General features: G+C 66.7%; 13 protein-coding genes and 1 riboswitch. Of the genes, 4 read left to right on the forward strand and 9 right to left on the reverse strand.

Annotation, left to right across the window (positions count from 1 at the left end; all coding sequences use genetic code 11):
• Positions 1-73: 73 nt before the first annotated feature.
• The gene (locus tag AC5RTS_RS01575; protein WP_493990308.1) at positions 74-1,126 is read left to right on the forward strand and encodes a YeeE/YedE family protein; all 1,053 of its coding nucleotides are present in this window, start codon (positions 74-76) and stop codon (positions 1,124-1,126) included.
• 69 nt (positions 1,127-1,195) lie between these two features.
• Positions 1,196-1,423, forward strand: coding sequence for a sulfurtransferase TusA family protein (locus AC5RTS_RS01580; protein WP_493990309.1), 228 nt, complete (start codon positions 1,196-1,198; stop codon positions 1,421-1,423).
• 98 nt (positions 1,424-1,521) lie between these two features.
• On the opposite strand, the gene ligD is transcribed toward AC5RTS_RS01580, so the two are convergent.
• Together ligD and AC5RTS_RS01590 are read right to left on the reverse strand one after the other, a co-directional pair.
• Positions 1,522-2,544, reverse strand: coding sequence for a non-homologous end-joining DNA ligase (ligD, locus tag AC5RTS_RS01585; RefSeq protein WP_493990310.1), 1,023 nt, complete (start codon positions 2,542-2,544; stop codon positions 1,522-1,524).
• Between the two features lie 38 nt (positions 2,545-2,582).
• A complete protein-coding gene (locus AC5RTS_RS01590; protein ID WP_493990311.1) occupies positions 2,583-3,803 on the reverse strand; it encodes an MFS transporter in 1,221 nt (406 codons plus the stop codon).
• 418 nt (positions 3,804-4,221) lie between these two features.
• Positions 4,222-4,370: riboswitch (cyclic di-AMP (ydaO/yuaA leader) on the forward strand.
• A gap of 7 nt (positions 4,371-4,377) precedes the next feature.
• Between AC5RTS_RS01590 and AC5RTS_RS01595 the strand changes: the two genes are divergently transcribed.
• Positions 4,378-5,274 (forward strand): LysM peptidoglycan-binding domain-containing protein, encoded by an 897-nt coding sequence (locus AC5RTS_RS01595; RefSeq protein WP_493990312.1) that lies wholly within the window; start codon positions 4,378-4,380, stop codon positions 5,272-5,274.
• Between the two features lie 97 nt (positions 5,275-5,371).
• On the opposite strand, the gene AC5RTS_RS01600 is transcribed toward AC5RTS_RS01595, so the two are convergent.
• From AC5RTS_RS01600 to AC5RTS_RS01630, 7 genes are all read right to left on the reverse strand, one after another.
• A complete protein-coding gene (locus tag AC5RTS_RS01600; RefSeq protein ID WP_493990313.1) occupies positions 5,372-6,046 on the reverse strand; it encodes a response regulator in 675 nt (224 codons plus the stop codon).
• Positions 6,043-8,574 carry an ATP-binding protein gene (locus tag AC5RTS_RS01605; RefSeq protein ID WP_493990314.1) on the reverse strand — a complete coding sequence of 844 codons (2,532 nt, stop codon included), beginning with the start codon at positions 8,572-8,574 and terminating at the stop codon, positions 6,043-6,045. The genes AC5RTS_RS01600 and AC5RTS_RS01605 overlap by 4 nt, the downstream gene beginning before the upstream one ends.
• 3 nt (positions 8,575-8,577) lie before the next feature.
• Positions 8,578-9,186, reverse strand: coding sequence for a potassium-transporting ATPase subunit KdpC (gene kdpC / locus AC5RTS_RS01610; RefSeq protein WP_493990315.1), 609 nt, complete (start codon positions 9,184-9,186; stop codon positions 8,578-8,580).
• A 69-nt stretch (positions 9,187-9,255) separates the two neighbouring features.
• Positions 9,256-11,406 (reverse strand): potassium-transporting ATPase subunit KdpB, encoded by a 2,151-nt coding sequence (gene kdpB / locus AC5RTS_RS01615; RefSeq protein ID WP_493990316.1) that lies wholly within the window; start codon positions 11,404-11,406, stop codon positions 9,256-9,258.
• Between the two features lie 2 nt (positions 11,407-11,408).
• The gene (gene kdpA / locus AC5RTS_RS01620) at positions 11,409-13,070 is read right to left on the reverse strand and encodes a potassium-transporting ATPase subunit KdpA (RefSeq protein WP_493990317.1); all 1,662 of its coding nucleotides are present in this window, start codon (positions 13,068-13,070) and stop codon (positions 11,409-11,411) included.
• Positions 13,070-13,159 (reverse strand): potassium-transporting ATPase subunit F, encoded by a 90-nt coding sequence (locus tag AC5RTS_RS01625; protein ID WP_493990318.1) that lies wholly within the window; start codon positions 13,157-13,159, stop codon positions 13,070-13,072. Before AC5RTS_RS01625 ends, kdpA begins: the two co-directional genes overlap by 1 nt.
• Positions 13,156-13,284 (reverse strand): hypothetical protein, encoded by a 129-nt coding sequence (locus tag AC5RTS_RS01630; protein WP_493990319.1) that lies wholly within the window; start codon positions 13,282-13,284, stop codon positions 13,156-13,158. Before AC5RTS_RS01630 ends, AC5RTS_RS01625 begins: the two co-directional genes overlap by 4 nt.
• 201 nt (positions 13,285-13,485) lie before the next feature.
• Between AC5RTS_RS01630 and AC5RTS_RS01635 the strand changes: the two genes are divergently transcribed.
• Positions 13,486-14,187 carry a TetR/AcrR family transcriptional regulator gene (locus AC5RTS_RS01635; protein ID WP_493990320.1) on the forward strand — a complete coding sequence of 234 codons (702 nt, stop codon included), beginning with the start codon at positions 13,486-13,488 and terminating at the stop codon, positions 14,185-14,187.

The following is a 14,187-nucleotide window of genomic DNA, read 5'->3' on the forward strand; positions in this document are numbered from 1 at the left end:
GAGAACGGCCCGCACTAACGTTGCTCAACTGCGGCGGGATGCCCCGCAGTTCGTCTTCGGAGGAGTGCTTAACATGCTAATTTCAGGCCTGCTGGTCGGGGCGGCCCTCGGTTTCGTGATGCAGCGGGGACGCTTCTGCGTCACCGGCGCGTTCCGTGACATCTGGGTCACCCGCAATACGCGGTGGCTGACGGCCTTCCTCGTGGTGGTTGCTGTCCAGAGCGTGGGCGTTTTCGCCCTCGATGCAGCGGGAGTCATCACGCTCCACGCGGACGCCTTTCCCTGGCTCGCCACGATTGTGGGGGGCTTCATTTTCGGTTTCGCCATCGTCCTGGCCGGCGGCTGCGCCACCGGAACGTACTACCGGGCGGGCGAAGGACTGGTGGGAAGCTGGCTTGCCCTGATCACCTATGCCCTGTTTGCCGCCATCATGAAGACGGGCCCGCTGGCCGGTTTCAACACGGCCATGCGTTCAGTCACCGTGGAACAAAGCAACTTCTACACCGTCCTGGGTGTGTCGCCGTGGCTGTTTGTCGCCGTATTGGTCACCGCCGTGGCGCTCGCCGTCCGGCACCACCTGAACAAACCCAGGATCGCCATGGCCGCCCTGCCGGCTTCCAAAACCGGCCTGGCGCACCTTTTGTTCGAGAAGCCGTGGAATGCCTTCGCCACCGCGGTGGTCATCGGCATTATTGCCATTGCCGCCTGGCCGCTCAGCTGGGCCACGGGGCGCGAAGACGGCCTGGGCATCACCACCCCCTCCTCCAAACTCGTGGGCTACCTGGTGACCGGTGACGCCGAGCTGGTGGACTGGGGTGTGTTCCTGGTGCTCGGCATCCTTCTCGGATCCTTCATTGCCGCCAAGGCCAGCGGCGAGTTCCGGGTCCGGGTGCCGGACGCCGGCACCGTGATGAAAAGCCTGGGCGGCGGCGCGCTCATGGGCATCGGCGCCGCACTTGCCGGCGGATGCACCATCGGCAACGCCATGGTGCAGACGGCACAGTTCAGCTTCCAGGGGTGGACAGCCCTGGTCTTTATGATCCTGGGCACCGGCCTGGCCGCGAAGCTGACCATCATGAACCGGCGGCAGGCACCGGCCGAAGCCCGCGTTTTCGCCGGGGTCTGACCAGCCCGGTCCAACCGGCAGTACCATCCATCGCCTTTCCCCCACCTTCAAACCCAAAGGAGTTCCCCCGTGGCAAAAGTAACCCTGGAAACCAACGGATCCGTATGCCCCTTCCCCCTCGTGGAAGCCAAGGAGGCCATGAAAACCATGGCCGCGGGCGATGAGCTCGTGATCAACTTCGACTGCACGCAGGCCACGGATGCCATCCCCCGCTGGGCGGCCGAGAGCGGCTATCCGGTGACGGATTTCTCCAAGACCGGGCCCGCGGAGTGGTCCATCACGGTCGCGAAGGCGTAGTTCGGCCGGTACGGAGCCCTGCGCGATGCCCGCCCCGGGACACCCGCGCGGCGCCCGGTAGGGAGCCCCGCGCGGCGCCCGCCCCGGGTCACCCGGCGTCAGTCCTTGCGACGGGCCCGGCTGGGCTGGACCCGGGGCGGCTCCCCCGGCATCTTGGGATAGTCCGGCGGGAAGGGCAGCTCGCCCAGCCCGTTGGCAAGGTCCCGCTCCCACCAGCCCAGTAGAACGTCAATGGAGCCGGGCCGCGCATACATGTCCGCCCACGGGTCCCCCACCGTACGCAGCCGCTCGGGAATGGTGGCGATGGTGAAGTCCGCCGGATGAACCCGTTCGAGCTCCTCCCAGCTGACCGGGCAGGAGACGGGGGCATCCGGCAGGGCACGCGGGCTATAGGCGCCGGCCATGGTCCGGTCCCGGTTCGCCTGGTTGAAATCCACGAACACGCGCCGGCCGCGCTCTTCCTTCCACCACGCGGTGGTTACCTTCTCCGGCATCCGCCGTTCCACTTCCCGTGCCGCCGCGATAACGGCATGCCGGACATCCTGGAACTCATGCTCGGGCCGGATCGGGGCAAAAAGATGGATGCCGCGGTTGCCGGAGGTCTTGATGAACCCCTCCAGGCCGGCCTCAGCGAGAATGGAGCGCAGTTCCTGCGCGGCCGGAACGGCGTCGTCGAAGTCCGTGCCCGGCTGGGGGTCCAGATCGATACGGAGCTGATCAGGGTTGTCCGTATTCTCCGCCCGGGAGGGCCAGGGATGAAAAACCACCGTGTTCATCTGCACTGCCCAGACCGCGGCCGCCGGCTCGTCCAGCACTACCTGCGGATGGGACCGGGCGCTGGGATAGGTCACCGTGACCCCGCGCATCCAGTCCGGCATCCCCCGGGGCGGGTTCTTCGAGAAGAACACCTCGCCGTCGATTCCCTCGGGGAACCGCTCCAGGGATACCGGCCGGTCCCCGTTCGCCCGGATAAAGGCTTCGCCAACGTCCGCCATATAGCGCGCCAGATCGAGTTTGGTGATCCCGGGGTCAGGCCAAAGCACCCGTCCGGGACTGGATATCCGTATTTCCCGCTCCCCGTGCGGGCCGGGAACCGTCAGTGTTGCTGCCTCGCGTGCCATGGGCATGCTCCCCTCGCTTGTTGAACGAGGGTACCCCGTCAGGCGGCGGAGGCGTCCCGGACCACGGCGGCGAGCAGCTCCGGCTTGCGCTTCCTGCGGCCGTGGACAAAGTGGTACAGCACCGTATTGCCCAGCAGGACAGCAGCCAGAACCCAGTACATGCCGTGGAATCCGCTCAGCGGCAGCAGCATTCCCAGCAGCAGCGGGCCAAGGCCCACGCCGGCGTCCATAAAGATGAAGAACGTGGACGTCGCCAGGCCGATCCTCGCCGGCGCTGCCATGCCCACCGCGATGGCCTGCGCGCAGGGCATCAGGGCACCGAAGCCGAATCCAACGAAGACGCCGGCCACCGCCATGACGGTGTCATTGGGGGCGAACGCGAGCAGCGCCAGCCCGGCGGCGAAGGAGAGAAGCGTGGGGTACACCACTGCGTTGTCGCCGTGGCGGTCCTGGATCCGGCCGACGAAGAGTCTTGATACCAGCACCACCCCTGCATAGACCACAAAGAAGAGGCTGGCTCCGAGCACCATCCCCTCGGTCTGGGCATAGGAGTTCAGGAAGGACAGGATGCCCGCATAGGCCGCACCGGCTATAAACATCACCGAGGCAATCGGAAGCACCGACACATCGAGGATGTCGCTCAGGTGCATGCGCCACTTGTTCTTCAGTTCCTCCGGACCCGGGGTGCGTTCGGGTAACCGGAGCACCAGGGACAGGAGCAGGGCGACGGCGGCGCACACGGCAGCGAACAGGAAAAGCGCACGGTAGCTGACCGAATCCACCAGGAGCACAGCCAGGAACGGCCCGACGGCCGTGGCCAGGGTGGTGGAAATGCCGAAGTATCCCGTGCCTTCTCCGCGCCGGTGGGCGGGGATGAGCCCCATGACCGATGCTGACAGGCTGGTGCTGGCGGCACCGAAGGCGGCGCCGTGCAGCAGCCGGACTGCAAGCAGCAGGCCCAGGTTGGACGCCGGAATGTAGAGCACCGAGGCTGCCGTGAACACTGCCAGGCTGGCGATCAGCATGCGCCGGCGGCCCACGAAATCCAGGAACTTTCCGGCAAAGACCCGCGCGGCCAGCGCCCCGATCACAAAGGAACCGGAAGCGAAGCCGGCAGCACTGTCAGACGCCACAAACTCCTGCACGGCGTAAAGCGCCATGGTGGTCATGAGCAGGTAAAAGACGAGGGAAATGAACAGGTTGGTGACGATCGCCAGCACGAATTCCCTGGTCCATAGTTTTCGGCCACTGCCTGACACGCGCGTACTCCTGTGCATCGATGAGCCCACCTCCAATTGAAAGGTAGCCTAAGTATCTTAGGCAGGAGGGCTGCTGCATCGGCAATCCACAGCCGCATGGGAGAGCGACTTCACATTTTTTGTTTCCCAAACGGCCGCGCATCCCCCGCATCACGGGCCACATATACAACACCTGTCAGGCGCGTCCGCTGCGGGCGGGCTGCCGACGAGGACAATTCGGCGAAAACAGAGTGACGGGATGGCATCGGACGGCACTCGAGGGGCCCAAGTGACTAACATATTGAGGCGCCACGCACACACACTCGAGAACCGGATCACTAAATGGTTATCCAACCGTAACCATCTTGTACGGTTATTCCCATGCCGCTCTGAACGCGGCTCCCCCGGACTAGTTACCTAGCTCTGCCGCTTATCCGGGGTCCACAGAACGCATCACCACGGCAGGGGCGGGGGAACCAATAACGGGTTCCACGAATCCTTGGGGTTAAGTCGCCGGATTCAATCCGACGACCGGGTGTCTCCCATCCGCATCCGACAGCTCACCTCGCAGGTATCGGGAGAGGTAAATATCAACATGTCATTCAACAAGACCCATGGACGTCACCGTGCCGAGACCGCCGGCGTTTGGTCCACCATCTCACAGACCACCGTTACCCGCGGACGGACCATCGGCAGCGCCGCAGCCGTTGTCGCTGCAGGTTCCGGCCTGATGCTCGGAATGGCCGCACCGGCCTCCGCAGGCGTCGTAGCCAACGACAACTACACGCCGACCCAGGCAGCCGCACCGGCCGCACCGGTTGCAGCGCCCGTGGCTGAAGCCGCTCCCGTTGCCGCTCCGGCTGCCGCCAGCACCACCCACACCGTTCAGTCCGGCGACACCCTGGGCGCCATTGCCGCCAACTATGGCGTCAGCCTGGACAGCGTCTTCGCCCTGAACGGCCTGTCCATGGCGTCGATCATCTACCCCGGGGACGTCATCACCGTTTCCGGTGAGGCCGCAGCCGCACCGGCTGCCCTGGATTACGCTGCCGCCGCCTACGCCACTGATGCCTACGCCGCACCGGCTGCTCCTGCTGCCCCTGCCGCCGCGGATACCGGCATCATCAGCACCCAGGCCGCCTCGGTAACCCCGGCCCCCGCCGCTGTCGGTGGCACCAATGCCACCATGCTGTCCTCGGCCTACTCGCAGCTGGGCGCCGCCCAGGACTGCACCGTGCTGGTTGAGGTGGCCCTGCGCGCCGCAGGCCACTCCGTGGGCGACCTCGCCCCCGCACAGCTGGCTGCCTACGGCACCCAGGTCTCCACCCCGGAGCCCGGTGACATGGTCTACTACGCCGACGGCGGCATGGGCCTGGCCCACATCGCCATCTACATCGGCAACGGCGAGGCCATCCACAGCGGCTGGAACGGCAACCAGACCGTGGTCCAGTCCGTCAACGTCGGCTCCGGCCCCGTGTTCTACCGGGCATAAGGCCTAGCGGCCCGTCCGCGCACGGCAATCCTGCCGTAGCTCCGCAAAAGCGTCCGTTCCCTGCAGGGGACGGACGCTTTTGCGTTCCCCGGCAGGCTCACGGCACAAACCGGTAGCCCATGCCGTGCTCGGTCAGCAGATGCTCGGGGCAGGCAGGATCGGTCTCCAGTTTGCGGCGCAACTGGCCGATGTACAGGCGGAGGTAGCCCGAATCACCGGTGCCCGGACCCCACACCTCCCGGAGCAGGGTGTCCCGGGTCACCAGCATGCCCGGATGGGCCAGCAGGGCCGCGAGCAGGCGCCACTCAGTGGGCGTCAGGCGGATGTCCGATCCGTCCGGCATCCGGATAATCCGCCGGGCCGCCAGATCCACCCGCACCGTTCCGAAGGATATTTCGCTCTGACCGGCCGCGACGGGCCTTCGCCGGGACAGGGCACGGATGCGGGCCAGCAGCTCGTCCGTGGAAAAGGGCTTCGTGACATAGTCGTCGGCGCCCAGGTCAAGGGCACGCACCTTATCCGCAGGGTCCATCCGGCCCGACACCACCAGGATGGGCACCGTGCTCCAGCCGCGGACCGCTTCAATGACATCCATCCCGCCGAGCCCCGGCATGCCCAAATCCAGGACCAGCAGGTCCGGATGGGTATCCACGGTCTTGCGGATGGCCGCGCTGCCGCTTTCAGCCGTGACTACCTCATATCCGTACGCGGCGAGTGTGATGCGCAGCGCGCGCAGGATCTGCGTATCGTCGTCGGCCACCAGGATTCTCATCCCGCCACCGCCGGCCGGGTGAGCGCCCCGTTGGACATTCGGCCTGCGGCAGGCAGCGAAAGCACCATGGTCAAGCCGCCGCCTGGTGTGTCTTCAGCCTCCAGCGTTCCGCCCATGCCTTCCGTGAACCCCTTCGCCAGTGCCAGCCCCAAACCGAGGCCGGATTGATTATCCGTGTCACCCAGGCGTTGGAACGGGGTGAAGATGTCCGGTTGCCGGGATTCAGGGACGCCGGGGCCTGAATCTATGACACGGATTTCCACCCGCCCCGAAAACTCGCTCACGGCCAGCACGGTTTTGGCCCCCTCCGGACTGAAACGCACGGCGTTGGCCAGAAGATTGACCAGGACCCGCTGCAAAAGCACCGGATCGGCGACGACGACCCGTCCCGCGGCAGGAATCTCGAGTTCAACCTCGGCCGGGCCCAGGTCCAGTTCCTCCAGTGCCGGCAGCACCGCATCTGCAACATTCAGGGACTCCAGGTTCACGCCGACCACCCCTGCCTGCAGCCGGCTGACATCCAGGAGGCTGGTCACCAGTGAGGAAAGGGACGCGAGGGATTCCTCCGCGGTGGCAAGCAGCTCGCTGCGGTCCTGCTCGGACCAGGTGACGTCCGTGGCCCGCAGCCCGGTCACCGCGGCGGTGGCGGCCGTCAGCGGCCGGCGCAGGTCATGTCCGACGGCGGCCAGCAGCGCCGTGCGGACCTTGTCCGCCTCGGCCAAGGATCCCAGCCCGCGCGCAGTCTCCGTAAGGTCCCGATGCTCCAGTGCCGCTTCAAGCTGCGCGGTGATCACCGCCAGCAGCCTGCGGTCCGAGGCAGCCAGCTCACGTCCCCACAGGTCCAGGAAGGCGCGCTCCCCAACCGGCAGCCGGGTGAACGCGGGATCCCCGGGCCGAAGGTCTGCCGGCCAGTCGCCGTCGGCGTACAGGTCACCGCCGTCCGCCCGCAGCCGTGCTGCAACCAGGGCAAAAGCCTCCCGGGTCCGGCCGACCAGGGCGGCCAGTGCATCCTCGCCCCGCAGCACGCTGCCGGCCACCGAGGCCAGCACCTCAGACTCCGACGCCGACCGCCGGGCCGTGCGGGCGCGGCGGGCAGCTGCGTCCACTACGTAACTGACCAACAGTGCGTTCACCACATACAGGCCCAGGGCCAGCATGTGCGAGGGAGTGGCAACGGTTACCGTGTAGAGCGGTTGGATGAAGAAAAAGTCCAGGGTGAGGCCCGAAAGCAGTGCGGCGAACAGTGCCGGCCAGATACCTCCCACCAGCGCCACCAGGATCACGAGCAGCTGGTAGCTGAGGACGTCGCCGGTAATGGTCTCGGCGCTCCGGACGGCCACCAGCCCCGCGGTGAGCAGCGGCCCGCCCGCGAGGGCCAGGGCAAAGCCCAGCAGCCGGCGCCGCTTTGAGAGCGCACCGCCGAAATGCGGCAGCACAAGTGTCCGCGCCGCCGCCGAGTGCGAGACGATGTGCACATCGATATCCCCCGACTCGCGGATCACGGTGGCGCCGATCCCGGGCCCGGAGAGCAGCGCCGCGATCCGCGGGCGGCGGCTCACACCCACCACCAGCTGCGTGGCGTTGACGCCGCGGGCAAAATCCACCAGGGCCTTGGGAATGTCATGGCCCACCACCTGGTGGAAAGTGCCGCCCAGCTTTTCCGCCAGGGCCCGCTGCGCTGCCAGCTCCCCCGGCTCCGCTCCGCGCAGCCCGTCCGCACCGGAGACATGGACGGCCAACAGTTTCCCGCCGGCGGAGCGGGCAGCTATCCGCGCACCCCTGCGCAGCAGCGTACGGCCTTCGGGTCCGCCGGTCAGGGCCACGACCACCCGCTCCCGGGCTTCCCATTTGCGGTCTATGCCCTGTTCGGCACGGTACCGGTTCAGGGCTGAATCCACCTCATCGGCCAGCCAGAGCAGCGCCAGCTCGCGCAGCGCGGTGAGGTTGCCCAGCCGGAAGTAGTTGGACAGGGCGGCGTCCACCCTTTCCGCCGGATAGATGACGCCGTCGGCCAGCCGTCCCCGCAGTGACTGCGGTGCCAGGTCCACCAGTTCCACCTGTTCGGCACCGCGCAGCACCGCGTCGGGAACGGTCTCCGCCTGCGGGGTGCCGGTGATCTGCTCGATCACATCGTTCAGGGAGTCAATGTGCTGGATGTTCACCGTGGAGAGGACGTTGACACCGGCTTCCAGCAGGGCCTGCACGTCCTGCCAGCGCTTTTCGTGCTGCATCCCGGGAGCATTGGTGTGGGCCAGTTCGTCCACCAGCGCGTAGTCGGGGGCACGGGCCAGTACAGCCTTGAGGTCCATTTCCTGCAGGTCCAGTCCGCGGTGTGCCACGGTGATCCGGGGCACCGTGTCCAGCCCCTGCGCGGCGGCTGCCGTTCCGGCGCGGCCGTGGGTTTCCACCAGGCCGATGACCACGTCCCGGCCCTCGTCGCGGAGGCGGCGCCCCTCTTCAAGCATGGCGCAGGTCTTGCCCACGCCGGGCGCCGCCCCCAGGAATACCCTCAGTTGTCCCCTCGTCATGGACTAAGTGTCCAGCTCCGCCAGCGAAATGTTCAAAAGGAGCACGTTCACTGTGGCGTTCCCCGGAAAACCGCCCGCGGGCGCCCGGGTTGCCGCGTCCACCAGGGCCGCAACCCGTGCCGGGTCCAGACCCCGTGCGGCGGCTACCCGATCCACTTGAAGGCGGGCGTATTCGGGGCTGATATGCGGATCCAGGCCCGATCCGGAAGCAGTGACGGCATCTGGCGGCACGTCGCCGGCCGCTACGCCTTCCAGCTCGGCGACGGCGGCCCTGCGCTCGGCCGCCGCTGCCGCCAGCTCCGGGTTCGCCGGGCCGAGGTTTGAACCGCCCGAGGCAGCGCCGTCGTACCCCGTACCGGCCGCAGACGGCCGCGACTGGAACCACTCGGGCAGGGCCGCGCCGTCCGCATCCGTGAAGGACTGGCCGATCAGCTCGGACCCGACGTCAGTGCCGCCGCTGCCGACCTGCGAGCCATTGGCCCGCCCGTGCAGCGCGGCCTGGCCCACACCCGCTACGGCGAGCGGGTAGGCCAGCCCGAGGAGGAGCGTCAGCACCGCCAGGGCACGGACGGAGACGCCAAGCTGGCGCATGCTGCTGCGGACGGGGTTCATGGTGTGCTCCTGATGTGGGTGTTGCTGCGGATCCGGGGTTTCATGCGGAAAAGAGACTGGGAAACCATGTCAGAACCCCGGGATGAAGCTGACGAGGAGGTCAATGGCCTTGATGCCGATGAACGGCGCCAGCACGCCGCCCACGCCATAGACCAGCAGGTTGCGGCCAAGCACCGCCGAAGAACCCGCTGCCCGATATTTCACTCCCCGCAGGGCCAGCGGAATCAGCACGATGATGATCAGCGCATTGAAGATTACGGCAGAGAGGATGGCCGAGGCCGGGGAATGCAGCTGCATCAGGTTCAGTGCCGCCAGCCCCGGGAAGATTCCGACAAACATCGCCGGGATAATGGCGAAGTACTTGGCAATATCGTTGGCGATGGAGAACGTTGTCAGCGCGCCGCGCGTGATCAGCAGTTGCTTGCCGATTCCCACGATGTCGATGAGTTTGGTGGGATCCGAATCCAGATCCACCATGTTGCCGGCTTCCTTGGCCGCCGAGGTTCCCGTGTTCATGGCCACCCCCACATCCGCCTGGGCCAGTGCGGGCGCATCATTGGTGCCGTCCCCGGTCATGGCGACCAGGTGCCCGCCGGCCTGTTCGCGGCGGATCAGGGCCATTTTGTCCTCGGGGGTGGCCTCGGCCAGGAAGTCGTCCACCCCGGCCTCGGCAGCAATGGCTTTGGCCGTGTACGGGTTGTCACCGGTAATCATGACGGTGCGGATGCCCATGGACCGGAGCTGGCTGAAGCGTTCCTTCAACCCGTCCTTGACCACGTCCTTGAGATGGATGACCCCGAGGACCTTGGTGCCGCCGTCGGTGCCGCGCACCGCGACCAGCAGCGGGGTGCCGCCACCCGTGGAGATCCGTTTGACCTGGTCCTCCACGGCAATCAGGACGTCGACGTCGATGCCTCCTGTTTCGGCACTCCAGTCGAGGATGGCGGAGGAGGCACCCTTGCGGATTTTCGCTCCGTCCGGGAAATCCATGCCGCTCATCCGCGTGGAGGCGGTAAACGGCACGCTGACGGAACCGGCCGGGGGCTCCGGCCGGCAGCCTTCGCGGGCGGCGAGGTCCACTACCGATTTACCTTCCGGCGTCGGATCGCCGAAGGAAGAGAGTACCGCCGCATCGATCAGGTCCTGCCGGTCCGCGCCGTTGATCGGGACAAAATCCGCGGCCTGGCGGTTGCCGTACGTGATGGTGCCGGTTTTATCCAACAAAAGCGTGGTGACGTCTCCGGCGGCTTCCACGGCCCGTCCGGACATGGCCAGGACATTGCGCTGCACCAGCCGGTCCATCCCGGCAATGCCGATGGCGGAGAGCAGCGCCCCGATGGTGGTGGGAATCAGGCAGACCAGCAGCGCCACCAGGACGGGAAGGCTGACGGTTGCCGAGGAATAGGCGGCCAGCGGGTTCAGGGTCAGGACCACCACCAGGAAAACCAGGGACAGCGTGGCCAGCAGAATGTTCAGGGCAATCTCGTTGGGTGTCTTCTGGCGGGCTGCGCCCTCCACCAGGCGGATCATCCGATCCACGAATGTTTCACCCGGCTTGCTGGTAATCCGTACGACAATCCGGTCCGAGAGCACCCGGGTGCCCCCGGTGACGGCCGAACGGTCACCGCCTGACTCCCGGACCACGGGCGCTGATTCACCCGTGATGGCGGATTCGTCCACGGAAGCGATGCCGTCAATGACGTCACCGTCACCGGGAATGACCTGCCCGGCCTCGACCACGACGACGTCGTCCAGACCCAGATCGGCTGACGGAACCTCTTCAGGTTTGGCCGTCAGAGCGGCCGGATCCCGGACTGCGTCGTAGCCGGCCACCCGGTAGGCAGTGGTCGTGGCCCGGCTGTTGCGCAGGCTGGCGGCCTGCGCCTTCCCGCGCCCCTCGGCCACGGCCTCGGCCAGGTTTGCGAAGAGGACGGTGGCCCAGAGCCATCCTGCGATCAGCCAGGAGAACGCTCCCGGGACGGGGGTCCCGCCGGATGCGGCAGGGCCGCCGAGGAAGGGTTCGGCCACGGCGACGGCGGTGATCAGCACGGCCCCCGCCTCGACAATGAACATCACGGGTGTGCGGACCATCAACCGCGGGTCCAGCTTCCGGAAAGCGCCCGGGAGTGCGGCAGCCAATGCGCCTGCATTGATCCCGCGCGCCACAGGCGCGGGCGACGGTTCCTTTTCGGAGACCGGGGGTTTGATAAGTGTGGACATGGTTATTGCAGTCCTTCCGCCAGGGGGCCCAGCGCGAGTACGGGAAAGAAGGTCAGGGCGGTCACGATGACTGTGACGCCGCACAGCAGTGTCACGGCCTGTGGCCGGTGGGTGGGCAGGGTTCCCGCTGAAGCCGGGACCTTGCCCTGCTCGGCAAACGCGCCTGCCAGCGCCAGCACAAAGACCATGGGCAGGAACCGGCCAACGAGCATGGCCACGCCCAGTGCGGTATTGAGCCAGGGCGTGTTCGCCGTCAGGCCGGCAAACGCGGATCCGTTGTTGTTGGCCGCGGAGGTGAAGGCATACAGGACCTCGCTGAAGCCGTGGAGTCCGGTGTTCAGGATGGACGTTCCCTCGATGTCCGCACGGACGGCCGGAATGGCGAAACTCAGTGCCGTCCCCGCCAGCACCAGGGCGGGCATGGTGAGGATGTAGAGACTGGCCAGTTTGATTTCCCGCGGACCGATCTTTTTACCCAGGTATTCGGGTGTGCGTCCGACCAGCAATCCGGCGATGAAGGAGGTAATCACGGCCAGGATCAGTATTCCGTAGAGGCCCGAACCCACCCCGCCGGGCGCCACCTCGCCCAGCATCATGTTCAGCATCGCCATCATGCCGCCCAGCGGGCTGAAGCTGTCATGCATGGAGTTCACGGCTCCGGTGGAGGTGAGGGTACTGGTGGAGCCGAAGAGCGTGGACCCGGTGATGCCGAACCGCTGCTCCTTTCCTTCCATGGACCCTGCAGCTCCGCCGGAAGCCCCGAATTCGAAGGCCGTCATTGCGGCGAGGGACACCGTGAAGATGCCTGCCATGGCCGCCAGGATGGCGTAGCCCTGCCGGCGGTCCCCGATTATGGTGCCGAAGGTGCGGGGCAGGCTGAAGGGGATGGCGAGCATCAGGAAAATCTGCACCAGGTTTGTCCAGCCGGAAGGGTTTTCAAACGGATGCGCGGAGTTGGCGTTGAAGAACCCTCCGCCGTTAGTGCCCAGCAGCTTGATGGCCTCTTGGGAGGCCACCGGACCGCCCGGCAGAACCTGCGATCCGCCCGTCAGCGTGGTGACGGTGCTGAAGCCGTTGAAGTTCTGGATCACGCCTCCCGCCATCAGCACCACGGCAGCCAGAAAAGCCGCAGGCAGCAGCAGCCGCAGCACGCCGCGGGTCAGGTCAACCCAGAAATTGCCGATGGTCCCCCGGTGACGGCCTCCGAGTCCGCGGACCAGCGCCACGGCAACCGCCAGGCCGACAGCAGCGGACAGGAAGTTCTGGACGGCTAGGCCGGCCATCTGCACCGCGTACCCCATGGTTGCTTCCGGGGAATAGGACTGCCAGTTGGTGTTGGCCAGGAAGGAGGCCGCGGTGTTGAAGGACAGGGCCTCCGGAACGGCAGGCAGTCCAAGCGAGCCGGGCAGCAGGTGCTGGGCACGCTGGAGCAGATACAGCGCCAGCATGCCGGCGCCGGAGAACACCAGGACACTGCGGAGGTAGCTTTGCCATGCCTGCCCGGAAGAACCGTCCACCCCGATCAGGCGGTAGAAGCCGCGTTCGGTGCGAAGGTGCCTGTCCGTGGAATAGATCCGGGCCATGTAGTCGCCCAGCGGCCGGTGCACCAAGGCCAGCAAAAGAGCCAGGGCCAGGCCCTGTGCGGCCAGTACCCACCAGCCCATCAGAACCGCTCCGGACGAACGAGTGCCGCCAGGAGGTAAACCACCGCGGCAGCGGCCAGGCACAACGCAACGACGTTGAAAACGATCACAGCTTTTCCACCGCCCCCGCAACCGCAACAAACGCGGCAAAAAGCACCGCGAAACCAAGCACAAACAAGACATCGAGCACGGGAATTGCCCCCAGTGGGATCAGCGTGCCGCCGAAGCGGAGCACGGGCACACCTTGTGCCGCCTTCGATTAGAAGCCTCCGCCGGTGGTCCCGGCGGCCGTCCTAACGCTTTCCTTACGCCCCCGGAACAAACCCTTACGAAATACGCACGACGAGCGCTGCCGTGGGTCGCACCACCTGCAACCCACCCCGGCGTGTACGCCGTAAACTTGGACCGTAGGCCTCATTCCCAGAAAGGCACGCCCGTGTCCCGGAAAACTCCGCTGACCCCGGCCGGCATAGCCGATGCCGCCATCGCCATAGCCGACGCCGAAGGGCTCGATGCCGTCAGCATGCGGCGGGTTGCCGGGGATTTGGGCGTCTCGGCCATGGCCCTGTACCGGCACGTGGCGGACCGCAGCGACCTGCTGCTGATGATGGCAGGAGCGGCCACCGCTGAATTCTCCCTGCTCGCCCCCGGAGCCCGCACCTGGCAGCAGGTGCTGACCCGAATGGCCGTTGCCCAGTGGGAGGCGTTCACCGCACACCGGTGGCTGCTGCGCATTGTGCTCACTCCGCGCCGGCTGGTGAACATGGCCTCCCCCGGGGACGTGGAACGGATACTCGCCACGCTCGCCTCGGCCGGCCTTAGCGAGGAGCATGGCTTCGACTGCCTGCTCGGCATTTCCGCTGCGGTGATCGGTACGTCGGCCATTACATCGGCGGCACACTACGGGCCGGCCTTTGAGGGGCAGCCGGCGCCTGCCGACGGCGGACAGGGCGAATGGAAGGACGGTACGGCGATAGCCCGCTACCCCCGGGCGGCCCGCTTCCAGCAGCAGGGCATCACCTATGCGGGTTCACGCCGGTCCCTGGACTTCTTCGTTGCCAACTTCATTGCCGGCGTCGAACAGACACTGGCACACGCTCCGGGCCTGCCAACGGGCCCTGCGACACGGAAGGAATAA

The organism is Arthrobacter sp. MDT1-49-2 (genome assembly GCF_059090185.1).